This is a genomic window from Streptomyces sp. NPDC029041, from assembly GCF_040637515.1.
In the GTDB taxonomy this organism is placed as follows: Bacteria; Actinomycetota; Actinomycetes; order Streptomycetales; family Streptomycetaceae; genus Streptomyces.
Genome location: NZ_JBEZWO010000004.1, coordinates 589,059 through 613,849, shown reverse-complemented (window position 1 = coordinate 613,849; position 24,791 = coordinate 589,059). Strand labels below are relative to the sequence as shown.

Genomic DNA, 24,791 nt, shown 5'->3' with positions numbered 1-24,791 from the left:
TTCTCCGCTCAGGCCTGCGGCTGCGGGGCGACCCAGCCCTGCGGCGGGACCGGCGGCACCTGCTCGCGCTCCATGGCACCCCGGCGCCGGATCCTGTTGAGCACGTAGACGTTGCCCAGGTGCATCACGCCGAGCACGAGCAGCACCACGCCGAGCTTGGTCGACAGGGCCTCGAAGATGCCGCGGGCGTCGGTGATGGTCCCGTCGCCGCTCAGGTACAGCGCGACGAACCCGAGGTTGACGAGGTAGAAGCCGACCACCAGCAGGTGGTTGACGGCGTCGGCGAGCTTCTCGTTGCCATGCAGCACGTCGGCGAGGAACACCTTCCCGTTCCGGCTGAGCGTACGGGCCACCCAGACCGTCAGGCCGATGCTGACCAGCAGGTAGATGACGTAGGCGACGACCGTGCGGTCCATTGCCCCACCCTTCTTGAACACGTTCAAAACGCTGTCGGGGATGACTCTAGACCTACTTTTGAACATGTTCAACACGTGGGCGGCGGTGGTCGTCAGGGGTGCCTGGTGCGGTTGGAGACCCGCAAAGGGAGATCGAGCTGTGAAAAGGGCCAGGGCGGACTCCTCCAGGAGAGTCCGCCCCGGCCCGTGCCCCGCCGCGTCACCCGATGTCGATACGCGTCTTCCAATAGTCGGCCCGGGCGATGACCTCCGTACCCGAGCCGCTCAGAGCGGTCTTGCCGCCCGGATGGAAGCGCACGGATCCATCGGCCAGGACGGCCCAGATGTCAGGAATGGTGTCGCCGTCGGCGCTCGGGGTGCCCATCAGGTGTGGCTTCGCGCTGCTCGCCCAGCCGGAGGCGCCGTACTCGTTGTCCTCACCGCCTGAGGAGTTCGCCGCCGTCGCCAGCGAGTTGAGATTGACTCCCCCACCGGATGCGGCGACGCCCTTGCGCAGCCACAACTTACCGGACACGTCGGATCGGTAGACGAGGTCGGTCACGCCGTCACCGGAGACGTCCTGCGCGACCACCAGGTCGCGCTCCTTCCACGCCGAGGAGCTGAGGCGGACGGCCTGGTCCACCGTTGCGCCGTGGTAGCCGGTGAAGGCCCATAGTTCGTCGTCGGTGCCGGCGCTGTTCCGCACCGTGGCGAAGAAGTCGGGGCGGCCGTCTCCTGTGACGTCTCCCGCGCAGACGATCTGAGTGAAGTCGACGGGGGCGGGCGCCCCTTCCGGCAGAAGGATCTCCTGACGCCGGTCGACGTTCACGGCACCATAGCCGTCCCCGGGGTAGACCCAGAGTTTGCCGGCGAGGCGGACGACGAGGTCCTGCAGTCCGTCACCGCCGTATATATCGCCGTTGTGAGTGATCAGGGCTCCCTTGAAGTGCCCTGACGGCGCCGGGACGTACGGGGGCAGGTCGTCTCCGTTGGGGTCCTTGTCCGGGTTGGACCGATAGGCCCCGGCCATCGAGTAGTCCAGGTCGCCGGTGCCCTTGGCGAGATCGTCCTTGTCGGCCTGGGACGGGTACATGGCCAGGTTGCCGCCCTCGGTCACCACCATGAGGTCGGGCAGCTTGTCGCCGGTGAAGTCGCCGGGGCTGTCGGCCTGGTCCCGCGGGGAGACGTAGAAGAAGTACTTTGTGGGATCAGAGGGATTGCCCGCGCCGTCGATGACCCGGACGTAGAGCACGTTGGGCCCGGCAGTCGGAGGCTTTGCCCCGGACAGAGCGGCACTTACGCTTGTCGCCGTACCGCTCGTCCGCCCGACACTGCCCGTGTAGGTGGCCGAATTGAAGCCGTACTCGTAGCGCACGACGTCACTGTTCAGGGCCCGCACGGTGAACGACCCAGGTGTGCCGAACTTCTTGGCCGACCAGTTGGCGTCCTCGGCGTCATTGCCGAAGCCGTTCTGGTTTCCGTCCGCGTTGGGGTAATCGGTGGAACTGACCACGGGCGGCCGGGGAGCGGAGGTGTCCAGCACGAACCGGCAGGGTGCCTTCACCGGGTAGTACGGCGACGTCGTGCCGGCATCGTCGATGGCCCGGACCCGCCACGAGTACGTGGTCCCGTTCTTGAGTTTGCTCGTGGAGAACTCCTTCGTCGACCGCAGAGCAGTGCCGGTATCGCCTCCTACGGACACCTTGCCGGTCGAGCCGAGCAGATCTCCGGCGGAATTCCACTGTCCGGTCGGCCAGAGGTCGAAGTCGAGGTAGTCCAGGTTCTTGTCCTTGTCGGTGCCCTTCGCGGTGAAGGTCAGGGCACCGGAACCCATGCGAACGTACGGCTTGGTCGTGGTGCACTTGCCGTCCGGACCCATGTCCAGCGAGTTCGAGACGACAGAGGGCCGACGGTTGTAGACCAGCTCGAGGACAGGTGCGTAGTCCTGATTGGCGTGGAACTTCTTCCATGCGTACTGGGAATTCTCGTCGCGAGCGCGCAACCCGAAGGTGATGTTGTCGTCACCCTTGTCCGCCACCTTCTGCGCACCCTTCTTCACGTCGAAGGTCTCGAAGGCGTCCCGGCAGCCGGACTTGTAGCCGTGCGCGAAGCTCTTGGTCGCCAGTTTGTTGCCATCGTGGAGCTTGGGGGCGTTCTTCCAGTTGGTGTGCGAGTCGATCTCTCCGGTGAGGTGCACACTCATCGAACGGGCGCTGCAGGACCAGGAGTAGGACTCGAGCAGCCGCAACTTGGCTTTGGTGATCTTCGTGCCCTTGAGGTCCTTGTCGAAGGCAATGTTGAAGAACGAGCGGGAGGTCCCCCAGGTGTCGGACTCGAAGCCCACGCGCGCCTCGTGGGTGCCGCCCTTGTTGAAGCCTTTCCCGTTGTAGAACGTGGCGTTGGGGTGGCGGTTGTAGGCGGTGGTCCAGTCCTGAGTGTGCTTTTTGACGGACGGGTCTATGAACACCGGGTACGTCGTGGCCGGGTCGTCGAGGAAATCCTTGTCCGGTGTGAGTTTCCACTGCCCGGCGGACAGGTCCGCCTCGACGAGTTCACCCCGTGAGTCGGGAGAAGGACCCTCCAGGGACGGCAGACCGAGCGTCGCGGCGGAACCCGACTGCGACGGTGCCGGAGTCGGCTCCGCCGGCGCGGAGGGCAGCGGCGACTCTGCCGTTTCAGGGACAGAACCGTCGCTCGCAGAAGGGAGCACCTCGACGTCCGTGTCGCTCTGCTCGTCGGACTCGACAGCTTCCTCTTCGGAGGTAGGGGAGGGGCTTTCGTCGGGAAGCCCGCCCGTGTCCGCCGGGTCGGGGGTCTCGGATCCGGTCGGTTGGGCCGTCGCTCCGACACCGCCATCGGTGATGGCCGGCTGCCCGCTGCTGTCCCACATCAGCGGGGTGGGCGACATCGCGACTTCTTCGTCATCGGCGTTCTCGGCGCTGACGATTCCGGTGACCGGGTCGAGACGGAAGGTCAGCTGGGCGGAGTGCAGGCCGTAGACCAACTGGCGGACGTGCGGGTCGGATGCCGCCTGACGGTTCTTCAGCACCATCAGCTGTCCGAATCCGTCGTCGTCGGCGGTGAGCACGAGGTCTCCACCGGGGAAGATCTCGGGGTACAGCGCGCGGTTGCCGTCGATGATCGGTGTCGGGACGGGGCCGGGCCAGGTGAGCTGGATCTTGTACTCGCTGCCGGCACCGACATACAGAGTGACCAGCGGATTCTCGGTGGCGTCAGCGACTGTCCGCCGTACCAGGGACACGCGTCGCACCGTGGCGCGGGAAGCACGCTGCCCGCCCTGCTTTTCGGACCCGGGCGAGAACACCATGCGGGTGTTGGTGGCCTTTGGCTCCCACCCGCTCCCCGTGCGGCGCAGATTCGGATCGATCTTCCTCCACTCACCGTCCACCTTGGCGCGAATGGGCGTGGAGCGGAGCTGTTTGGCCATCAAGCCGTCCGGGCGGGCCCACGTCGTGGAACGGGCGGTGCGGTCGGCCGTGACCTCGACGGGTTTCCCGGTTCGCGCCGCCTGCTTGAGGGCGTTTGCTTCCGTGACGGTGCTCGAGCCCGACCGGTGGTCGCGGCTGTCCGGTGCGGGACCACCGTCCAGTCGTAGTCCGGCGTAGACGATGCCGGTGGTGGCGACTGCGGTGGCGAGCAGCGCCACACCACCTCGACGGCCGGGCCTCGAGCGCCAGTTGCGCGTCATCGGGCGGGTTCCCTTCCCCCGTAGTTCCCCCTGGAATCCGGCGTGCGACTGGGCGCAGCCGGGCGAGCCGATGATGACCCATGGGGAATCTGTCGTCACCCTGTGGAGATTCGAGGGGCCCGACATGAGAGCCGGTGACCGGACATTCGTATAGAAGGCACGAGAGCCCGGTAAGGCATGGAGAGCCACTTCGGCGCGTGTCTACAAAAAGGGATGAACCGGCCCTAGAGGTGTTCTTCTGTAAGCCGCTTTGCGGGCGCCTGTCTTATACATGCGAAAAACACCACTGAGGGGCGGAACTGTTCCGCCGTGCAGCGCTTTCCCGGGTTGACCTCCTTTCGTTGCGTAACCGCCCGCTACATTCCGTGATGATGATCACAGCGAAGCGTCACCTCTGGCTTTCCTTCACAGGGTGATCACAGAATCTTCTGCTGTCTGATACGTCGTCACGCGTGGTCCGTAGCCGGTCCCGCTCCAGTGGTCCGGGGGGACCTCGCCGTGTTCGATCGACTTTCGCATGCCCGCAAGCCGCGCCTGGCGCGTACCGCCGTGCCGGTGACCGCTGCCGCACTGCTGCTGGGGCTGCTGCCCGTGCCGGCGCTCGCCCTTCCCCCGGACCCGGCCAGGGAGGAAGTCGGGCGCGAATCACTGACGCTCGAGGAACTGGAACGCGACGAGCCGGTTCCGGGCGGCGAGTTCAGCCGACACCTCAGCACACTGAAGGCCGACGTTCCCGACGATCTGCTCGCTGCCCCGACGGGCACCATCAATCCGCCCTCCAACCAGACCGGCACGGTCACCTTCGGTTCCGCCCCGACGCCCGCGTCGGTCCGAACCGCCGCGGCCACCGCCGAGTCGGCTGCTCTGAACCCAGTCGGGTCACTGCCCGTCAGCCTGGGCCAAGCCCCCGACCAGCCCGCGCCGACCGGCACCTGGCAGGTCACCATCCCGGACCGGGCCTCCCCGGTCGCCCAGGGAGTGGAAGGCGGCCTCCTGCTGGTCCAGGCACCCGACAACGGCTCGGTGCCCGTCTCGGTCAAGCTGGACTACGCAAAGTTCAAGAACCTCTACGGCGCGGACTGGGCGTCCCGGCTGAGCTTCGTCATGTTCCCCGACTGCTACTGGACGACGCCGGACGACGAGGCGTGCCAGACGTACGAGGAACTGGAGACGACCAACGACACGGCGGCCAAGTCCCTTACGGCCACTGTCGATCCGGCCGCGGACGGGACGGTCACGCCTGCTGCCGCCCCCTCCACCCGCAGCGGCTCCTCCGGTGTGATGCAGGCGTCCTACCGGCGCGCGTCCACGGCGATTCCCGCGGCCGCCGCAGGAAGCACCGCGGTCGTCGGAGTGGTCGACTCAGGCAACAGCGGCGGCGGCACCTTCAAGGCGACGCCGCTCGCTTCCGACGGAAAGTGGGAGGCGGGCGGCTCCTCCGGCGCCTTCAACTGGTCCTATCCGCTGACCGTGCCGAGCCCGCCGGCGGGCCCCGCACCGACGATCTCCTTCAACTACAGCTCGCAGACCGTGGACGGGCGTACCGCGGTCTCCTCGCCCCAGGCCTCCTGGATCGGTGAGGGCTGGTCCTACGACCCGGGCCACATCGAGCGCCGCTACCGCTCCTGCCGGGACGATCGCAAGGCCCTCAAGGTGGGGACACCCAACAACACCGCCAAGAAAGACAAGACGTCCGACCTGTGCTGGGTTTCCTACAACGCGGTGATGTCCCTCGGCGGCCGGACCACCGAGTTGGTACGCGACGCGGGCTCCGGCAGCGACCCGGACAAGGACACGGAGATCTACCGTCCCCAGCAGGACGACGGCACCCGGATCGAGCACCGCGTCGGCGGAAGCAACGACGATAACAACGGCGAGTACTGGGTCGTCACCACGTCGGACGGCACCAAGTACTACTACGGCCAGAACAGCGTCGGCGGAGGTCACGCCGACACGTCCTCCGTCTCCACCGTGCCGGTTTTCGGCAACCATCCCGGGGAACCGTGTCACGCCGATGCCTTCGCCGACTCGCGCTGCGGCTCCGGCAAGCAGCAGGCCTGGCGCTGGGGCCTCGACAAGGTCGTCGACGTCAACGGCAACACGATGATCGTCAACTGGAAGCAGGAGACGAACCACTACGCCGTCCGCAAGAAGTTCAAGTCACCGGAGCAGTACGACCGCTACGCCTACCCGACCTCGATCGAGTACGGCATGCGCCCGGACACCCTCACCACGCCGTCGGCCACCGTCACCTTCGGGGCGAAGCAGCGGTGCCTGAGATCCGAGTCGGCGTGCGACGCGGCGAACTTCGCCAAGACCGACGACCCGGGTGCCTACCGGCCCTGGTGGGACACGCCGGGCAACCTCAACTGCAAGTCCACCTCCAAGCTCTGCCCGTCGTTCCCCTCGTTCTGGACGCAACTCCGCCTGGACACGGTGACCACGAAGGCCGCGCGTCCCGGACAGACCGGCCTCGGCAAGGTGGACACCTACACCCTGCACCAGTCGTTCCCGGAGGACTGGTACGACACTTCACCCGGCCTCTGGCTCAACTCGATCACCCGCACCGGGTACGGCCCGGCAGACACCACCGGCACCCTCCAGTCGAAAGACGGCATCAGCTTCGCCCCCTACAAGGTCGGAGCCTCGTCGCCGCTGCACGCCCGGCTCAAGGACCGCCAGCTGCCCAACCTGGTGCTCACCGGCAAGAGCGACCAGCGCCCCGCGTTCACCCGTCCACGCATCGGAACGGTCTCCACCGAGCACGGCGGCGACATCGAAGTCGAGTACACCGGCGGGTGCGCGAGTGAACCCTCCGAGGACAAGGGCGAGAACAACGGCACCTGTTACCCGGTGCGCTGGTCACCCGACGGAGACGAGAAGACTCCGGCGAAGTCCTGGTTCAACAAGTACGTCGTCGCGTCCGTGACCGAGACCGACAAGGTCACCTCGCACAGCAAACCGACCGTCACGATGTACTCGTACTCCGGCCCGGCGTGGGCCAAGAGCGACGACGAGTTCACACGTCCCGCCCTGCGGACGTACAGCGACTGGCGGGGGCACCGGCAGGTCACGGTCCGGAAGGGCAGCAAGACCAGCTCGGAGCCGGGCGTTCCCCAGTCCCAGTCGAAGTCGGTGTCGCGCTACTTCCTGGGCACCGGCGGCGAGGTCAAGGACTCCGAGAGCAAGTACACGCTGCTGGCTGACGACCAACCGCAATACGCGGGCATGACCGCCGAAACCATCGCCTATGTCGACTCGGGCGGCGAGGTCTCCCAGCGCACGCTGAACTTCCCCTGGTCCAAGGAAACCGCGTCCCGCACCCGTGAGAACGAGGACGCGACGACCGCCGATCCGCTGCTCGCCCACCGCACGGGCATCAAACGATCGGACGAGATCCAACAGATCGGATCGAGCTGGCGAGCCGTCCGCACCCTCACGACGCCGGACGATACCTACGGGCTGCCCGTCCAGGTCGAGACAGCCGTCGTGAAGCCGAGCGGCTCCTCCGAGAGCTTCTCGGACCAGAGCTGCACCAAGACGTCCTACCTGCACAACACCACGGCCTGGCTCATCGGCCTGCCCAAGGAACAGCGCATCACCGGCACGTCCTGCGCCGGTTACGCCACCGCCGATCCGGCCACCGAACTGAAGTCGGCCCGGCAGTACAGCTACGACAAGCTGGCGCACGGCGCGACGCCGACCAGGGGCATGCCCACCATCGTGGCCGAGACCGACGGCACGGGAACCTCGTACTCGGTCGCCACCGAGACCACGTACGACGCTCTCGGGCGCGTCCGCACAGTCACCAAGCCGGGCGCGGGCACCTCGGAGACGAGATACACGCCCGAGACCGGTGGCCCGGTCACCATGACAAAGACGATCAACGCAAAGGGCCACACCGTCACCACGACCTACGACCCCGGCCGGGGCCTGCCGCTGACGGTCACCGATGCCAACGGCCGCACGACACGCAGTGAGTACGACGCGCTCGGCCGTCTCGTGAAGGGCTGGACGGCTTCCCGCGCCTCTGGTGGCAAGTCCCCGAACGTCCTCGTCTCGTATCAGCCGGCAACCGCCACAGCCGGCGCGAACAAGCCTGCCGCAGTGACGGTGGGAACACTCAAGGACGACGGCTCCTACAGCCAAGAGGTCACGCTCTACGACGGTCTGACGCGTGAAGTGCAGAAACAGGCCGAGGCCCACGGATCCGGCCGGATCGTCGTCGACACCAAATACAACGACCACGGCCTGGTCGCCGAGAAGACCGGCACCTATCTGGCCAAGGGCGAACCGGACACGGCGCTCTTCAGGCCCAGATCCACCTCGCTGATCCCGTCCTGGACCCAGTACCGCTACGACGGCCTGGAGCGCGAGGCCCGAGCCTCCGTGTACCAGGGCGGCGGCTACAAGTACGCGACCTTCACGTTCTACGATGCCGTCAGCAAGACGGTGAACCCGCCCGGTTCCACCGCCCCGAGGACACGCACCTACTTCGACGCCCTCGGCCGGACCACATCCGTCAGGCACTTCACCCAGGACGCCTCGAGTGCGACCGCGGGCCGCACCACCACGTACGGCTACGACGCACGAGGCAATCGCGACGAGGTCACGGACCCCGCCGGCAACGTCTGGTCCTACACCTACGACGCCCGCGGCCGGGTGACGTCCGCCACCGACCCCGACACGGGGACCACGGACACCTGGTACGACGCCGCGGACCGGCCGAACCGTGTCCGGAACGCGCGCGGCCAGGAGACCTTCACCGAGTACGACGTCCTCGGCCGGCCCAGATACGTCCGGCAGGGATCGGCAGGCGCCACCCCGGTCAAGGAGTACACCTACGACGAAGCCCCCGGCGGTATCGGCCAAGCCACGTCGTCCAAGCGGCACACCGACAGCGGTGACTACGTCAACCGCGTCACGGGCTACGACTCCGAATATCGCGTCACCGGCAGCGAAACGGTCATCCCGGCCAACTCGATGACCACGGGACTCGCCGGCACCTACCCCTACGCGTACACGTACACCCCGACGGGCAAGCCCCAGTCGGTCACCCTGCCGGCCGTCGGCGGCCTGGCCAAGGAAAAGATCGTCACGCGTTACAACGGTGACGGCATGCCCGAGTCGACGTCAGGCCTGACGTGGTACACGGCCGACGCCACCTATTCGCCCTACGGGGAGGTGCTGCGCACGGTCTCGGGCGCACAGCCGAACCGCGTCTGGACCACCAACTTCGTGGACCCGCACACCGGCCGCCTCCAGCGCACGGTCGCGGACCGGGAGACGGCGGGCCCGCACCGCATCACGGACAGCTACTACTCCTACGACGCGACCGGCACCATCACCTCCAACGCGCGCAAGCTCAGTGAGGCGACGGGCAGCACGTGGGACACCCAGTGCTTCACCTACGACGTGATGGGCGAACTGACGCACGCCTGGACGTCGAAGATCGAACCGACCGGCGGCGGCACGGGCTGTAAGTCGGCGAACGGCACCACGTGGGGCCACCGCACCACCTACGCGATCTCCTCAGGCCCGGTCGCCGACGCCGCGGACGCGGAATCGGACACCTCGTCCCCCGACGACTCCCTCGCCTCGACACTCGCCGCGGCGGCCCCGGCCCCGGACACGGTGGCCACGGGCACGACCGCGTACCGCCAGTCGACCACCTTCGACTGGCTCGGCAACCGCGCGACGCTCATGGAGCACGACCCCGCCGACGCGACGAAGAACATCACGTACTCCTACGGCTACGGCAAGACGGTCGCGGGCAGCGGCACGACGGCGTACAAATCCCAGCCGCACACGATGACGTGGATCAGCTCCACCCCGACGGGCAAGGGCAGCGCCTACACCTACGACGCCACGGGCAACACCACAGCCCGAGACCTGTACAACACGACGCAGACCCTGGGCTGGACGCCGGAGAACAAGCTCGACTCCATCACGGACGACGGCAAGAAGACGACGTACGTCTACGACGCCGACGGCAACCGTCTCCTCGAGAACTCACCGACGGGCTCGACGCTGTACCTCGGCGAGGCCGAAGTGACGACCAGTGCGGCAGGCACGATCACCCGAGCCTCCCGTTCCTACGGCCAGGCCGGCGCCCCCACGGTGGTCCGCACGACGACCAACGGCTCGACGACAGGCCACAAGATCAGCACGCTGCTCGCCGACCACCTGGGCACGGCGAACACCTCGGTCGACCTCACGGCCGGCCAGCCGGTCACCCGCCGCGCGTTCAAGCCGTACGGCGAGAGCCGTGGTGCGAAGCCCTCCACATGGCCCAACAAGCGCGGCTACCTGGGTGTCGGCGTCGACGACACGGCCACGGGCCTGACGCACATAGGCGCCCGCGAATACGACCAGACCTCGGGCCGCTTCCTCTCAGCCGACCCGATCATCGACATAGCGGACCCACTCCAGATGAACGGGTACGCCTACGCCAACAACAGCCCGGTTTCACACTCCGACCCCACAGGGTTGTGGATCGATGACGGATCGGGCCACAGCGAGCCGCGCCGCGACGGTGGCCCCACGGGGCCGCAGAACCCGAGGGGGCCCGGCGTGCCCAGGGGCGGCACGGGTCCGGGGGGCTGCTACTACAGCTGCAAGCAAGAAGCCGGGTGGGTAAAGACTCACACCCCTGCAACGAACGACTCTCAGCGGCTGCTGGATCTCTTCTACGAACACGGGCCGAACGGACGCTTCCCGGACGGAACGTATTGGAAAACGCCCATCGTCGAGGAGAGCGGCACAAACAACGTGTGCTTCGGGCGGGAAGGCTGCCGCCAGGCGTACAAGTTCCTCCTGAAGAGCGACGACGTCGCAGAGGCCAAGCGCATCGCCGCCAACTATTGCGTCCAGAACTTCCAGAAGTGTCTGGACGATGCCGAATCGTATGAGCGGGGCAAGAGGTGGGAAAGCCTCGCTTATGCCCTCATCCCCGGAGGCAGGGCGGGCAAGGGAGTAGCCGCAGGCTGTAAATGCTTCCTGGCCGGAACCGATGTCCTCATGGCGGACGGCACCCGCAAGAACATCGAAGATGTCGCAGTCGGCGACATGGTCCAGGCCACCGATCCCACCACAGGGGAGACCGGCCCCCGAAAGGTGACCCGGCTCATCCGGACCGAGTCTGACAAGCACTTCGCCGAACTGTCCATCGCCACCGAGGATGGGGTTGACCACCTCACCGCCACCCACGAGCACCCCTTCTGGTCCCCGTCCGAACAGGACTGGATCGAGGCAGGCGAGCTCAGGCCGGGCATGACCCTGCTCACCGACGAGGGCGACACGGTCATCGTCACGGGCAACCGACCGTTCACCAAGCACGCCCGGACGTACAACCTGACGGTTGACGACCTGCATACGTACTATGTGCTGGCGGGGGAGACGCCGGTACTCGTTCACAATTCCACTCCGTGTGGTCCCGATCTGGATGCTCTTTCGCAGAGTGGGATGCGTCCCGCTAAGGGGAACACGACTCATGCGGGACGCGAATATCAGAAGCATATGAACCGTGGGGATCTTCCCGTGGTTCCAGGGAAGCAGTTGAAGTCTGCCGGTCAGGAACTGTTGGACGACATTCTGACCAACCCGAAAACTGCTACATCTCCTGTAAATTCCGGAAACTTCGCTGGCGGGACGCGGTATATCATGCCGGACCCCGCTGGTGGACGCGGGATCGGGGCAACCTTCGATGCCAATGGCCAGTTCCAGTACTTTGGGCGGTATTAGAAATGTTGGTAATCAACCCGTGGGATGCTCTGGCCCGTAGCGATGCTGGGCTCGCTGAACTCCGGGAGGCTGTCTCGGGTGAGGCCGTGAGAACGGTTCGCTACGTGGCGCCGCGGGGGGAGGGCTGGCCCGAAGGGCATAGGGAAGATCGTGCTCACGAAGTCGACATGGCCGTTGAGCTGGGCATGGAGAGCGGGGCCGTGCTGGTTCTGTCCTGGGCAATGGATGGCGTCAACGAAGGCATGGCGATTGAATTCAGCAGTCCCGGAGAAGCGGGCACCAGTCTGCCCGGGGATCCAATCGACGTGAGTGACCACGTCGATTGGGGGAGGTTCTTGGGTGCGCCGATCGTGAGTATCGGAATCGCCTGGCATATCCCTAACGAGGGATGCCCAGAGATGCCTTGGGCCTACAACTTCGGGTTCCCTGATGGGTCGAACCTAGTCATTGCACTAGGTGAGGCTGAGGGTGCGGGATTCACGTATATGCCCGATGCTCTGCTCGTGATCTTCGATAAGAGCCTTGCGGCCGCCTACAAGATCCCGGCGAGCGCCACTTCTTCGCGCGGGTAGATTGCATCGGGGTGCATGGTTTGATGCGCCCGGGTTCGAGTTTCGGCTCTTCTAATTCCTGGGCGATGTAATTCCTGGGGAAAGAAGGCAGAGAAAGGGGCCCCACCGGAGTGATCTCCGGTGGGGCCCCTTCCGTCGTTTGACGGCAACGGTGACGGCAACGTCAGCGGACGACGGCTGCGGTGGGCGGGTCGTCCGGGGCGTCGGTCGGGCCGAGGATGCTGCCGAGGGTGTCGATGGCCTGACGCTGGATGCGGAGTTGTACGTGGGCGTAGACGCCGGCGGTGACGCCGATGTGGGCGTGGCCGAGGAGTTCCTTCTTTGAATGACGAAGATTACCTCTTGCTTCAGTCGGTCAACGAAAGTGTCAAGTCCGTAGCTGCGGGCCCTGAGGAAATTTGGGCCGAAGATGCACTTAAAGCGGCCGCTGAATGGGAAGAGGTGCGTGCGGCGTCGAGGGTGGCAAAGTCGGGTCTTGAGCAGTCCTGGAGCCGCGAACCCGGCGATTAGCAGGGAACTTCTGGTCGGTAATTGGTGGCGAGTGTAATTCGCTTTCGATTGCCCCAATGTAGGACGTTCAGGAGTGGAACAACTGCCGGCCGAACCAGTTCTGATCCGGCCGATTCCGGGCGTCGCGGCTCAGTCGATCGTTTTCGGCCGGCCCGCCCTGAGGATCTCCGACACGTCGAGGGTCACCTTCGCGCCGATGGAGTCGGGGAGGGTGACGAGCTCGCCGGGGGCGTGCGGGCGGTGGTTCTCGTAGCCGCTTTCCACCGGCTCGGTCAGGACGTGCAGGCGCCGGTGCTTGCGGTCCACGACGACGTAGACGGGCACCTTGGCCTCGGCGTAGGCGGCCACCTTGGTCTTGAGGTCGTCCTTCCAGTTGCCGGAGGTGACCTCGAGGACGAGACGGAAACAGGCCGGGTCGTAGGCGTTGTTCTCGACGAGGTGGTCGTCGATGTCGGCGTCCACCACCACGAGGTCGGGGATGGCGTAGTCCTCGCCGCCCGTGGGGAGCCGAAGTCCGACCTTCTGGAGGACTTCGGTTTCGCCGTCGTCGAGTCCTGCTGCGATGAACGGACGCATGAGTTTGGTCAGGGCTCGGGCGTGAGGTGCATCCGGGGACGGGGTCACGAGGAGATGGCCTCCGATGATCTCGACGCGGTAGCCCGGATGGCGCTCCATGATCTCGTCGGCGATGGTCGTGAGGGTGACCGGCTCTTCGTCGTGGAAGGGCTGCTCGACGGAAGCTGCGGACATCAGGTGCCTCCTGGGAACTGGTGTCGAGAGCATCATCGTAGGTCGGACACCGTCCGCGCGTCCGGTCCCGGACCCGTTCATTTGATGGTGTGGCATATGCCAGAGGGCCCCGTCTCCAGCGGAAACGGGGCCCTCACGAGCAAGCGGCAAGCGCTCAGTAGCGGCGCGTGATCAGCGCACGCTTCACCTCGGCGATCGCCTTCGTGACCTCGATGCCACGCGGGCACGCGTCCGTGCAGTTGAACGTCGTGCGGCAGCGCCACACGCCGTCGCGGTCGTTCAGGATCTCCAGGCGCTGCTCGCCCGCCTCGTCACGCGAGTCGAAGATGAAGCGGTGCGCGTTGACGATGGCGGCCGGGCCGAAGTACTGGCCGTCGTTCCAGAAGACCGGGCACGAGGTGGTGCAGGCCGCGCAGAGGATGCACTTCGTTGTGTCGTCGAAGCGCTCGCGGTCCTCGGCCGTCTGGAACCGCTCACGCGTCGGTTCGTTCGTGTCCTTCGTGATGAGGAAGGGCATGACGTCGCGGTACGCCTGGAAGAACGGCTCCATGTCGACCACGAGGTCCTTCAGGACCGTCAGGCCCTTGATGGCCTCGACCGTGATCGGCTTCTCGGGGTTGATGTCCTTGATCAGCGTCTTGCAGGCGAGGCGGTTCTTGCCGTTGATCCGCATGGCATCGGAGCCGCAGATGCCGTGCGCGCAGGAGCGGCGGAACGTCAGCGTGCCGTCCAGGTCCCACTTGATCTTGTGGAGGGCGTCGAGGACACGCTCCTTCGGGTCGATCTCCACCTGGAAGTCTTCCCAGACCGCCTCCGCCGCGACCTCCGGGTTGAACCGGCGGATGCGGAAGGTGACCGTGATGTAGGGGGAGTCGGCGAAACCGGGCTCGGGCTTGCCGGCCGCGTCTTCCTTGTCCAGAACAGGGGTAGCCATCAGTACTTACGCTCCATCGGCTGGTAGCGGGTCTGGACGACCGGCTTGTAGTCGAGACGGACGGTTTCGGAGCCGTCGGCGCCGACCTCGCGGTACGCCATGGTGTGCCGCATGAAGTTGACGTCGTCGCGGTTCGGGTAGTCCTCGCGGTAGTGACCGCCGCGGGACTCCTTGCGGGCGAGCGCGGAGACCGCCATCACCTCGGCGAGGTCGAGCAGGTTGCCCAGCTCGATGGCCTCCAGCAGGTCCGTGTTGAACCGCTTGCCCTTGTCCTGGATCGAGACGTTCCGGTACCGCTCGCGCAGCTCCGCGATCTTCTCGACCGCCGTCTTGATCGTCTGCTCGGTGCGGAACACCATGACGTTGGCGTCCATGGTCTCCTGCAGCTCACGCCGCAGCTCCGCCACCCGCTCGTTGCCGGTGGCGTCGCGCAGCCGCTCCACCTGCGCGACCACGAGCTCCGCCGGGTTCTCCGGCAGCTCGACGAACTCCGCCTTCTGCGCGTACTCGGCGGCCGCGATGCCCGCGCGCTTGCCGAAGACGTTGATGTCCAGCAGGGAGTTCGTGCCGAGGCGGTTGGCGCCGTGCACGGAGACGCAGGCGACCTCGCCGGCCGCGTACAGGCCCGGGACGACGGTGGTGTTGTCCGCCAGGACCTCACCCTCGACGTTGGTCGGGATGCCGCCCATGGCGTAGTGCGCGGTGGGCTGGATCGGGATCGGGTCCGTGTAGGGCTCGATGCCGAGGTAGGTGCGCGCGAACTCGGTGATGTCCGGGAGCTTGGCGTCCAGCTGCTCCGGCGGGAGGTGCGTGAGGTCGAGGTAGACGTGGTCGCCCTCGGGACCGCAGCCGCGGCCCTCACGGATCTCCGTGTAGATGGAGCGGGACACGACGTCACGGGACGCGAGGTCCTTCATGACCGGCGCGTACTTCTCCATGAAGCGCTCGCCGTCCTTGTTGCGGAGGATGCCGCCCTCACCGCGGGCGCCCTCCGTCAGCAGGATGCCCATGCGCCAGATGCCGGTCGGGTGGAACTGGAAGAACTCCATGTCCTCCAGCGGCAGCCCGCGGCGGTAGACCGCCGCCTGGCCGTCACCGGTCAGCGTGTGCGCGTTCGACGTCACCTTGAAGAACTTGCCGCAGCCGCCGGACGCGTAGACCACGGACTTCGCCTGGAAGACGTGGATCTCGCCGGTCGCCAGTTCGTAGGCGACCACGCCGGCGGACTTCTTGACGCCGTCGACCTCGGTGATCAGCTGGTCCAGGACGTAGAACTCGTTGAAGAACTCCACGCCCTCCTTGACGCAGTTCTGGTACAGCGTCTGGAGGATCATGTGGCCGGTGCGGTCGGCCGCGTAGCAGGAGCGGCGGACCGGGGCCTCGCCGTGGTTGCGGCTGTGACCGCCGAAGCGGCGCTGGTCGATCGTGCCGTTCGGGGTGCGGTTGAACGGCAGGCCCATCTTCTCGAGGTCGAGGACCGAGTCGATGGCCTCCTTCGCCAGGATCTCGGCGGCGTCCTGGTCGACCAGGTAGTCACCGCCCTTGACCGTGTCGAAGGTGTGCCACTCCCAGTTGTCCTCCTCCACGTTGGCCAGCGCGGCGGCCATGCCGCCCTGCGCGGCGCCCGTGTGGGAGCGGGTGGGGTAGAGCTTGGTCAGCACGGCGGTGCGGCTGCGCTTCGTGGACTCGATGGCCGCGCGCATGCCCGCGCCACCGGCGCCGACGATGACGGTGTCGTACTTGTGGATCTTCATGATTCTCGCAACCCCGTGCCTAGCGGATGTTCGGGTCGAAGGTGAAGATCACCAGCGTGCCCAGCAGGATGGTGAACACCGTGGCGGTGTAGAGCAGGCCCTTGAGCCACAGCCGGGTGTTCGCGCGCTCCGCGTAGTCGTTGATGACCGTGCGCAGGCCGTTGGCGCCGTGCAGCATGGCGAGCCACAGCATCAGCAGGTCCCAGACCTGCCAGAACGGGGACGCCCAGCGGCCCGCCACGAAGGCGAACCCGATCTTGGAGACGCCGCCGTCCAGCACGAGCTGGATCAGCAGGTGGCCGAGGACGAGGACGACCAGTACGACGCCGGACAGGCGCATGAACAGCCAGGCGGCCAGCTCGAAGTTGCCCCGGGTGCTCTTCGGGGTCTTCTTGGTGCGCTGCCGCGGGGCCTCGATGAAGGGCGCCGGGTTGTCGACGGTGTAGACGGCGCCGCCCTCGACGGGGCCGACGCCCGCAGCGGTCTTGTCAGTCGTGGACATTGGCGTCAGCTCCCGAACAGTTCACGAGCGGCGTGGCCGAGGACGGGGTAGATCGCCCCGAGCATCAGCACGACCCACAGGGCGACGACGGTCCAGAGCATCTGCTTCTGGTACCGGGCGCCCTTGATCCAGAAGTCGACGGCGATGACACGCAGGCCGTTGAGCGCGTGGAAGAGGATGGCGGCGACGAGGCCGTACTCCAGCAGCGCGACGATCGGCGTCTTGTACGTGGCCACGACGGTGTCGTAGGCCTCAGGGGACACGCGGACGAGGGCGGTGTCCAGCACGTGGACGAACAGGAAGAAGAAGATGAGGACGCCGGTGACTCGGTGAGCCACCCAGGACCACATTCCTTCCCGGCCGCGGTACAGCGTTCCAGCCGGCACGGAAGTTTCCTCCGGGAGCGGGGATTGGGGCCGCGCCGGCTTGGTGTGTCGGTCGGGCCCGGCCGGGTACGGTCCACCGGCCCCCAGCATCGTAGCGAGGCGCTGCGGCGGGGCTGCGCCGGGGTCCCGGGGTGTGATCAAACTGGCACGCAAAGGGGTACCGGTGGGCTAGTGCGGCCACGGGGGCGAGGGTGTCTGTGGTGACGCCGGGTGCGCGTCGTCAGTGGTTGCTCGCGCAGTTCCCCGCGCCCCTCAGGGCGCTGACCAGCCGAACGCCCGCCAAGCGCCGGAGTTCGTCGGCCACGACCGCGCGCTCCTCTTCGGGATCGTTGGTCAATCGTGACCGGATGGCGGCGAGGAGGCGGTCCAGGGTCTCGGACGGGGACAGGCCGTCCAGGCAGATGACGAACACGTGCCCGAAACGGGCCTCGTAGGCGGCGTGGGCCGCGCTGAGGGCGGTGTGCGCCGCGGAGTAGGTGCCCGGCGGGAGCGTCGGCAGGGGCTCGGCCGCCAGTGCTTCCGTGAGGTCCGGCCAGGCCAGGTCGTAGGCCGCCTCGTCAGCCGCGGCCAGCAGGGCGTCCACGTCCGGGTAGGGGCGGTGGTCCGCGACGCGCCGGGCCCAGCGGAGGCTGCGCAGGCAGGAGAGGAGGGCCTGGTGCAGGTCCTCCTCCGAGGCGGCGTTGAAGTGCTCCACCGGTATGGCGAGCCGGCCGGGGAGATCTGGGACAGGGTGCGCGGGCAGCGTGGGTCCTCGTGGGCGTCACGTGTGTCGGCAGGGCAAGGTGTGAGAGATGTGACGTCACGCTACCGAGTGCGACCGTGACGTGTCCGAAGGATGCACGAATTTCACCCGGGAGGGAGGGTTTCGGCACGCGTGGTGGACGCGCGCCGAGCGGCCCCGGGTTTTAGGTTGGCTGGGTGAGTCAGCACAGGCGCCGGACTTCGGCGAAGCAGGAGAGCAAGCGGCAGGTGCTGGTCGTGGCCGTGGCTGTAGCCCTGGTCGTGGTCGCGGCCGGGGTGAGTCTCGGGCTCTGGGCGGCCTCGGGCGGCGACGGCGGGTCGACGGCCTCGGAGGCCGGCTCCTCGCGGGGAGCCTCGGCGGCGGCGCCCCCGGACAGAGCGCCGGAGGCGGCCCCCAGCCCGACCCGCTCCTACCCCCTGTCCGAGGCTCCCCGCACCATCCCCGCCGTGCGCGACCACGAGCCGGCGCGCGGCCCGGGCTGGAAGCCCGAGAAGGGCAACCGGGTGGTCGTGGACGATCCGGCGCTGACCGACGAGGGGCGGCTGGTCGCCGGCGAGCTGGGCATGACGTACGCGGGCGAGAAGAGCGACAAGCGGGCCGGGGACCTGCGGCTGGCGCTGAACCGCGGCGAGGGGGCGAACCCGGAGTCGTACGTGATGACCGTGCGCGACGGGCGGGTGGAGATCGGCGGGCCCACCGACACCGGGGTCTTCTACGGCACCCGCACCCTGAAGCAGGAGACGCACGACGGCGGCACGGCCCCCGAGGGGGTCGTGAAGGACGAACCGGCCAAGCCGCAGCGCGGCTTCATGCTGGACATCGCGCGCAAGAACTTCACGGCCGGCTGGATCGAGGACCGGATCCGGGAACTGGGCGATCTGAAGTTCAACCAGCTGGGGCTGCACTTCTCCGACGACCAGGGGTTCCGGATCGAGTCCTCCTCCCATCCGGAGATCGTGTCGCAGCAGCATCTGACCAAGGCACAGGTGCGCAAGATCATCGCCCTCGCCCAGAGCCGGCACGTCACGATCGTCCCCGAGATCGACTCGCCCGGGCACCTCGGCGCTGTCCTCGACGCCCACCCCGACCTGCAGCTGCGCTCCGCTCAGGGCTCGGCGGTGCAGGGCGCCATCGACATCTCCAAGGCCGAGAGCGCCGAGATCGTCGACGACCTGCTGAACGAGTACGCGGACCTCTTCCCCGGCGGGCCGTGGCACCTCGGCGGTGACGAGTACCAGGCGCTGACCCGGTCGAACCCGGAGGCGTCGTTCCCGCAGCTGGCCGCCGCCGCCCGGGAGAAGTACGGCTCCGGCGCCACGGTCGCCGACCTCACCACCGGCTGGCTGAACGACCGGGCCGACACGGTCCGCGGGCACCAGCGCGTCCCGCGGGCCTGGAACGACGGCTTCTTCCGCGGGACGTCCGTCCAGGCCGCCAAGGACATCCAGGTCGCCTACTGGACCGGCAAGGAGATCGGCGCCCGGGAGCCCCTGGAGTACCTCCAGGCGGGCCGCAAGGTGATCAACTACAACGACGAGTTCCTGTACTACGTGCTCGGCGAGCCGCAGACCTTCGTCTACCCGACGGGGCAGCGGATCTACGAGCAGTGGACGCCCCGGGTGCTGCGCGGCACCGCGGCCGTGCCGGCGCGCTACGACGGGCAGATCCTCGGCGGGTCCTTCGCGGTGTGGTGCGACCTCGCGAACTCCCAGACCGAGGACCAGGTCGCCGCCGGGATCCGGATGCCTCTGCGGGCGACCGTCCAGAAGCTCTGGGACCCGGGCGAGCCGGAGCTGTCCTGGGCGGAGTTCCGGGCGCTGGCGGACAGGCTCGGCTGACCGGCACGAATTGGCCCATATGGCTGCGAACTCCCGTACGGCTGTGGTGGTCTTCTGACGCGACCGCAATCGAACATGCCGGGGGGAACCGGGACATGGGCTACTGGGGATATTTCGTCGTGGGCCGGGGGGAGCGGCCGCTGCCGGAGCTGGACGCGCTGGCGGGGGCCGGGGACGGTCCGACGCAGCGCGCCTCGGCGCCCGGTGGATGGCAGGTCTGGGAGTACCCGAGCAGCGACGGCGACATCGGCGACATGAACGCCCTCGCCCGGGAGACGGGAGCGCCGGCGCTCTTCGGGTACGTCATGAACAGCGAGTGCGTCGTCCTGGAGGCCGCGGCTCCCGAGAGCGGGGCGTGGACGACCTGTCTGGCGCGCACCGCGATGGCCGGGTACCTGGGGGCGGACCGGGAGGGCCTCACGCTGGAGGACTACTTCCTCGACCCGGGCGACGCCGCCGGGCACGCCGTGCGCTGGGCCGCGGAGGCCGGGCGTGAGGTGAACGCCGACGCGCTGGTGGACGTACTCACTTCAGACCCTGATCCCCTGGCTGAAAACCTGCTGTTCCGCTTCCTCGACAGGCTGGGCGTGGTGCCCCTGTGACACTCCCGGCCCGTCGCACGCAGTAAGGGGAAGTGCGGGTTCCGTGAGGGGTGAGGGCCGGCAGCGGCCTGATCGGGCCCCGGAGACGGCCCGCGGAGGGAGGCGTGGATGAGCCTGGTGGAGTTGATCGCGCAGGCCGACGAACGCGGGCTGGCCGCGAGCGGGCTGGCTTGTTTGGATCGGTGTGTGCCCCTGCTGGGCGGCGACGACGAGGTCCTCAGACCGGTGTGGGCGAGTCTCGGCGACGGCGCCGGTGCCGAGGAGTGGGGTGAACGGCTGGAGCAGGCGCGCGGCAAGCTGGACGCGGCCGACGCCGGGGACGAGGCGGTGGTGCTCGCCCACCGGATGCTCGAGGCCGCTCCCGCCGAGCGGTCCGCCGCCGCCATCCGGGTGTGGGCCGACGCCTGCTCCGTCGCCTCCCTCCAGATCCACCGGCTCCTGGACACCGCCGCGGGCGAGGCCTCGTCCGTCGACTCCCGCCGCGAGGGCCGTACGGAGGGCATGTCGCCCCTCGTCGCCGCCGAACTGCGCCGCCAGATCACCGTCCTGGAGGTGCTGGCCGGACATGGCCCGGCCGGGCTGCGCCGGGCGCTGGAGCTGTCGGTCGAGGGACGGCGGGTCCTGCGTGCGGTGGTGTCCCGCCGGAGCCGGCGGCGCGGCTGACGGGCGGCGCAGCCGACGGCCCGGACGGCCTAAACCCCCTTCCTGGGAAAGTCCTGTGACTGTCCCTTGGGTGAGGTGGGTCGGTCCTGCGCCGCTTCGGGGAAGCCGCCGATTCCGGGTGACGAAACGCTTCGCCGCAGCGCTTTCCGGGATGTGACGACTCAAGCGGAGACCAGGCCATCGGCGGCTGCGAAGCCGCTGCGATGGGCGGCGGACACAGTGGCGACGATGCGCGAGGGAGCACGGCTGCGCCTCGACTACTCGGCGCAGAGCCTGTGGAGCATCGACCGGATGATCGAGGGGATACGGCAGGAGGGAGCGCCCGACGCGGCGGTCCAGCAGGTGCTGCGCGGCTTCGGCGCGTACGCGGGTGAGGTGATGGCGCGTCAGACCGGTGCCGAATGGTGGGCGACCGGCGGGGACCACTGGATCCGCACCCCCGACGGGCGCCTGTGGGACCCCATCGACGAGGCCCGCCGGTGCTACGGCGGCCATGGATCGCTGCGGCTGCTGTGCCGGGACGCGATGAGCACCGCGCCCCGGCGTTAGGTCAGCGGGCGCGGACGCCCTCGATCACGCCCTCGATCACACCCTCGTTCACGCCCACGGGGCCGCCGGGCGGCTCGGCGGCGGGCGCGCCCGTCGTCGCGGCGTCCGCGGCGTTCGCCGGGTTCGCCGCGAGGGTGCGGATTCCGGGGAGGTCGTCGTACAGGTTCTGTCCGGGGCACTCGGTCGGGTAGCCGTCGCGGTGGCCGGAGATGCGGTGGAACGTGGCCTTCTGGCCCAGCTTGTACTTGCCGTTGTCGGCACCGGAGGTCAGTACGACCGTCCCGGTCGGGTCGATGCCGTAGAGACCGAGCTTCCACGCCGCGACCTTCGCGACCGACTCGCGCACCGCCGCGTTCGTAGCCGCCGTGGAGTAGTCGCCGAGCACCGAGACGCTGCTGGTCGCGGTGTTGAACCCGTAGGTGTGCGCGCCGAGGACGGGTTTGTCGATGCCGCCCGCACGCCCCTCGAAGACGGTGCCGCACTTGTCGACGAGGAAGTGGTAGCCGATGTCGTTCCAGCCGTTGCTCTGCACGTGGTAGAGGAACACGCCGCGCACGATCGACGCCGACTGGGAGCAGCTGTAGTCGTTGGTGCCCGCCGTGTGGTGGACGAACATCGCCTTCGTGCTGCCCGTCAGGGTGGGCGGGTCCTTCACCAGGGACTCGTCGGCGCCCCAGGCGGAGCGCGACGTCACGGTGGGGCGCGGGGCCGAGAGCGGTCCGGCGGCCGGCCCGGCCGCGTCCGGCTCGATGTTCACGGTGTGCACGGCGTCCGACCCGGCCTCGGGGTCGACCAGTTCGACCCGCAGGCCCTCCGGCAGGCGTGAGCCCGTCACCCGCACCTGGACCCCGTCCGAGGGCCCCGTCCACAGCGGCTGGGTGCTGCCGCGCACGCCGGTCCGGTCGCGGTCGGGGCCGGTCTCGGGCGTGCGGCCTTCGGTGTCCAGCGGGCGCCACGCGGTCCACGCGCCGCTCTCCCGGGAGCGGGTGCGCACCTGGACGTCGCCGTCGAGGGCCGCGTCCGGGTCGTCCCAGGTGATGCCGATCAGACTGAACGGCTCGGTGGTGCGGGGGGCGAGGGACCGGTCGTGGGGGTCGCCGTCCGGCACCCGGACGGTGTGCACACCGTCCGAGGGGGTGGCCCGGGCGGACTGGGTCAGGCCGAGGGCACCGAGGGCCAGGGCGGTGGCGACGGCGGTGCGCAGGAGGCGGTGTGTCATACGGCGCTCGCCTTTCGTGGGCGGTGACATCGCGAGCAGAGCTCCCCGGTGCGTCACTCGGCCGAAACCTCCGCGGGGCCGGGCTCCCGAGGACGGCGGGCCGGGTTGACCCGAACGGGCGCGGGCCCGGCGCCTGACGGGCTGTGACACTTCCGCGCGGACCGGCGCTGATCACCGTGGGAGGGCGCACTCGGCACGGACGAGGACGGTACTTGGGTCAGGGAGCGGAACCCCGGCGCGGGCAGGCGCACGACGGGGAGCTGGGCGAGGCCGTGGTGCGGGCCCAGCAGGGTGACGAGGCGGCCTTCGCGGCCGCCTACCGGTTCGTGCAGCCCGGACTGCTCGGCTATCTGCGGGGTCTGGTCGGGGACGACGCGGAGGACGTGGCGTCCGACGCCTGGTTGCAGATCGCCCGGGACCTCGGGCGGTTCCGGGGCGACGGGGCCGGCTTCCGCGGCTGGACGGCGACCATCGCCCGGCACCGGGCGCTGGACCACCTGCGCCGGCAGCGGGTACGGCCGCGGTCGTCCGAGCTGGAGCAGGACGTCCTGGACCTGCCCGGCCCGCAGAGCACGCACGACCAGGCACTGGAGGCCATCTCCACCGAGCGGGCCCTGGAGCTGGTCCGGGGGTTGCCGCGGGACCAGGCCGAGGCCGTGCTGCTGCGGGTCGTGGTCGGCCTCGACGGCCCCGCCGCCGCGCGGGTGCTGGGCAAGCGGCCGGGTGCCGTACGCACGGCCGCCCACCGGGGTCTGAAACGCCTCGCCGGGCAGCTGGGCGCGGAGAGTGTGACGGATGAGGCTCCCCGGACGCTGGGTGAGTCGACGTAGCGGAACCGGTGGTTTCGCTGACGGCCCGGCAGGTCGCGCGGACCCGGCGCCCTGAACAGGGCGGGCCGGCGGGACGTACTGGGGCCCGGCGCCGGAGTGGCAGCGGGATCGATCGAGCAGGGACGGAAACGGACATGGGTGAACGGCCGAGCGACGGCGGGCTTTCCGGCCGTGGTTCCCGCCATGCCCTCCTCGACTCCGGCGTGGAGGCGCTGATCGTCGCCTCCCTCGTCCGGGACGGTGTCGACGCCGAGGGCGAGCAGCGGGCCGTGGCCGCCTTCCGGGCCGCCCGCGCCGCCGGGGCCCTGGGCCCGCGGACCCGGCGCCGGGACGACTGGCGGGCTCACGAGCGGCGTCACCCGGGGCGGTACCTCAAGACGACGCTCTCCGTGCTGCTCGCCAGCCTCACGCTGGGCGGGGTCGCCGTGGCGGCGATCGGAGTGGCGGGATCGCAGCGGGAGGGCACGAAGGACGCCCCGGAGCGCCGGCCCACCCCGAGCAGCACCCCGCACGACCCGGCGGGACAGCCTCCCGGCGGTGGCCACCGTCCCAGCCGCAGCCCGGGAACCGGCCCCGGCCCGGCCCCGGCACGCCCCGGGCGGCCGACCCCCGCCCAGGACACCGCGGCGCAGTGCCGCGCCTACGAGGACGTCCGGCAGCGGGGCAAGACGATGGAGGCGACCGCCTGGCGGCGTCTCGTGGCCGCCGCGGGCGGTGAGAGCAACGTCACGGCGTACTGTGCCGGGCGACTGGGCGAGCCGCAGGGCAAGGGCGGCGACTCCAAGAACGGCAACGCCCCCGAGGGCGCCGTGACACCCACCGCGAACAACGGCGCGGGCAACGAGGCGGACGGCAGCGCGGGGAACAACGCGGACACCGGCGCGGGCAGGAGCCGGAGCGAGGACCAGAGCTCCCGGCCCAACGGCCGTCACCCGTAAGGGATTCGGCGAACGCGGGCCGTCACTGCCGAGTGATGCCGTGCTCTCCCCGCTCCCTGCCATGGCAACGGCCGAGGCCGCCACCCCCCACAGGAGAGGCCCCGGCCGTCGCGCGGCACGGGCCGCGCGGCGGCCCGTACTCCCTACAGCGCCCG

17 protein-coding genes are annotated in these 24,791 nt (G+C 68.7%); 8 read left to right on the top strand and 9 right to left on the bottom strand.

Annotated features, from left to right (window positions below):
- Positions 1 to 8 precede the first annotated feature (8 nt).
- The gene (locus AB0F04_RS13145) at positions 9 to 416 is read right to left on the bottom strand and encodes a hypothetical protein (protein ID WP_362040733.1); all 408 of its coding nucleotides are present in this window, start codon (positions 414 to 416) and stop codon (positions 9 to 11) included.
- Between the two features lie 199 nt (positions 417 to 615).
- On the bottom strand, positions 616 to 4,104 hold the full coding sequence (locus AB0F04_RS13140; RefSeq protein WP_362040731.1) for a DNRLRE domain-containing protein: 3,489 nt from the start codon (positions 4,102 to 4,104) through the stop codon (positions 616 to 618).
- A 549-nt stretch (positions 4,105 to 4,653) separates the two neighbouring features.
- Here AB0F04_RS13140 and AB0F04_RS13135 point away from each other — a divergent pair.
- Together AB0F04_RS13135 and AB0F04_RS13130 are read left to right on the top strand one after the other, a co-directional pair.
- Positions 4,654 to 11,847: a polymorphic toxin-type HINT domain-containing protein gene (locus tag AB0F04_RS13135; protein WP_362040839.1), complete on the top strand. Its 7,194-nt coding sequence runs from the start codon at positions 4,654 to 4,656 to the stop codon at positions 11,845 to 11,847.
- A 167-nt stretch (positions 11,848 to 12,014) separates the two neighbouring features.
- Complete coding sequence (locus AB0F04_RS13130; RefSeq protein ID WP_362040728.1) at positions 12,015 to 12,419, top strand: hypothetical protein; 405 nt, start codon at positions 12,015 to 12,017, stop codon at positions 12,417 to 12,419.
- A gap of 639 nt (positions 12,420 to 13,058) precedes the next feature.
- Here AB0F04_RS13130 and AB0F04_RS13125 read toward each other — a convergent pair.
- From AB0F04_RS13125 to AB0F04_RS13100, 6 genes are all read right to left on the bottom strand, one after another.
- Positions 13,059 to 13,679, bottom strand: a complete 621-nt coding sequence (locus AB0F04_RS13125) for a Uma2 family endonuclease (RefSeq protein ID WP_362040727.1) — start codon at positions 13,677 to 13,679, stop codon at positions 13,059 to 13,061.
- A gap of 154 nt (positions 13,680 to 13,833) precedes the next feature.
- Positions 13,834 to 14,613: a succinate dehydrogenase iron-sulfur subunit gene (locus AB0F04_RS13120; RefSeq protein ID WP_030842154.1), complete on the bottom strand. Its 780-nt coding sequence runs from the start codon at positions 14,611 to 14,613 to the stop codon at positions 13,834 to 13,836.
- A complete protein-coding gene (gene sdhA / locus AB0F04_RS13115) occupies positions 14,613 to 16,367 on the bottom strand; it encodes a succinate dehydrogenase flavoprotein subunit (protein ID WP_362040725.1) in 1,755 nt (584 codons plus the stop codon). Before sdhA ends, AB0F04_RS13120 begins: the two co-directional genes overlap by 1 nt.
- A 19-nt stretch (positions 16,368 to 16,386) precedes the next feature.
- Entirely contained in the window at positions 16,387 to 16,869 is a 483-nt protein-coding gene (locus AB0F04_RS13110) for a succinate dehydrogenase hydrophobic membrane anchor subunit (protein WP_031107857.1), read from the bottom strand.
- A gap of 5 nt (positions 16,870 to 16,874) precedes the next feature.
- The gene (gene sdhC, locus AB0F04_RS13105) at positions 16,875 to 17,255 is read right to left on the bottom strand and encodes a succinate dehydrogenase, cytochrome b556 subunit (protein ID WP_031107855.1); all 381 of its coding nucleotides are present in this window, start codon (positions 17,253 to 17,255) and stop codon (positions 16,875 to 16,877) included.
- 220 nt (positions 17,256 to 17,475) lie between these two features.
- Positions 17,476 to 17,949: a 2-oxo-4-hydroxy-4-carboxy-5-ureidoimidazoline decarboxylase gene (locus AB0F04_RS13100; RefSeq protein WP_362040723.1), complete on the bottom strand. Its 474-nt coding sequence runs from the start codon at positions 17,947 to 17,949 to the stop codon at positions 17,476 to 17,478.
- A gap of 224 nt (positions 17,950 to 18,173) precedes the next feature.
- On the opposite strand from AB0F04_RS13100, the gene AB0F04_RS13095 reads away from it, so the two are divergent.
- The 4 genes from AB0F04_RS13095 (at position 18,174) to AB0F04_RS13080 (ending at position 21,649) form a co-directional block, all read left to right on the top strand.
- Positions 18,174 to 19,835 (top strand): glycoside hydrolase family 20 protein, encoded by a 1,662-nt coding sequence (locus AB0F04_RS13095; RefSeq protein ID WP_362040721.1) that lies wholly within the window; start codon positions 18,174 to 18,176, stop codon positions 19,833 to 19,835.
- A 95-nt stretch (positions 19,836 to 19,930) separates the two neighbouring features.
- Positions 19,931 to 20,437 (top strand): hypothetical protein, encoded by a 507-nt coding sequence (locus tag AB0F04_RS13090; RefSeq protein ID WP_362040720.1) that lies wholly within the window; start codon positions 19,931 to 19,933, stop codon positions 20,435 to 20,437.
- Positions 20,438 to 20,545: 108 nt separating this feature from the next.
- Positions 20,546 to 21,100: a hypothetical protein gene (locus tag AB0F04_RS13085; RefSeq protein WP_362040718.1), complete on the top strand. Its 555-nt coding sequence runs from the start codon at positions 20,546 to 20,548 to the stop codon at positions 21,098 to 21,100.
- A 153-nt stretch (positions 21,101 to 21,253) separates the two neighbouring features.
- Positions 21,254 to 21,649, top strand: coding sequence for a hypothetical protein (locus AB0F04_RS13080; RefSeq protein WP_078956266.1), 396 nt, complete (start codon positions 21,254 to 21,256; stop codon positions 21,647 to 21,649).
- A 1-nt stretch (position 21,650) separates the two neighbouring features.
- Here the strand turns inward: AB0F04_RS13080 and AB0F04_RS13075 are convergent, their stop codons facing one another.
- On the bottom strand, positions 21,651 to 22,868 hold the full coding sequence (locus AB0F04_RS13075) for a peptidoglycan recognition protein (protein WP_362040716.1): 1,218 nt from the start codon (positions 22,866 to 22,868) through the stop codon (positions 21,651 to 21,653).
- A gap of 212 nt (positions 22,869 to 23,080) precedes the next feature.
- On the opposite strand from AB0F04_RS13075, the gene AB0F04_RS13070 reads away from it, so the two are divergent.
- Positions 23,081 to 23,698, top strand: coding sequence for an RNA polymerase sigma factor (locus AB0F04_RS13070; RefSeq protein ID WP_362040713.1), 618 nt, complete (start codon positions 23,081 to 23,083; stop codon positions 23,696 to 23,698).
- 134 nt (positions 23,699 to 23,832) lie between these two features.
- Positions 23,833 to 24,636 carry a hypothetical protein gene (locus tag AB0F04_RS13065; RefSeq protein WP_362040711.1) on the top strand — a complete coding sequence of 268 codons (804 nt, stop codon included), beginning with the start codon at positions 23,833 to 23,835 and terminating at the stop codon, positions 24,634 to 24,636.
- Positions 24,637 to 24,791 lie beyond the last annotated feature (155 nt).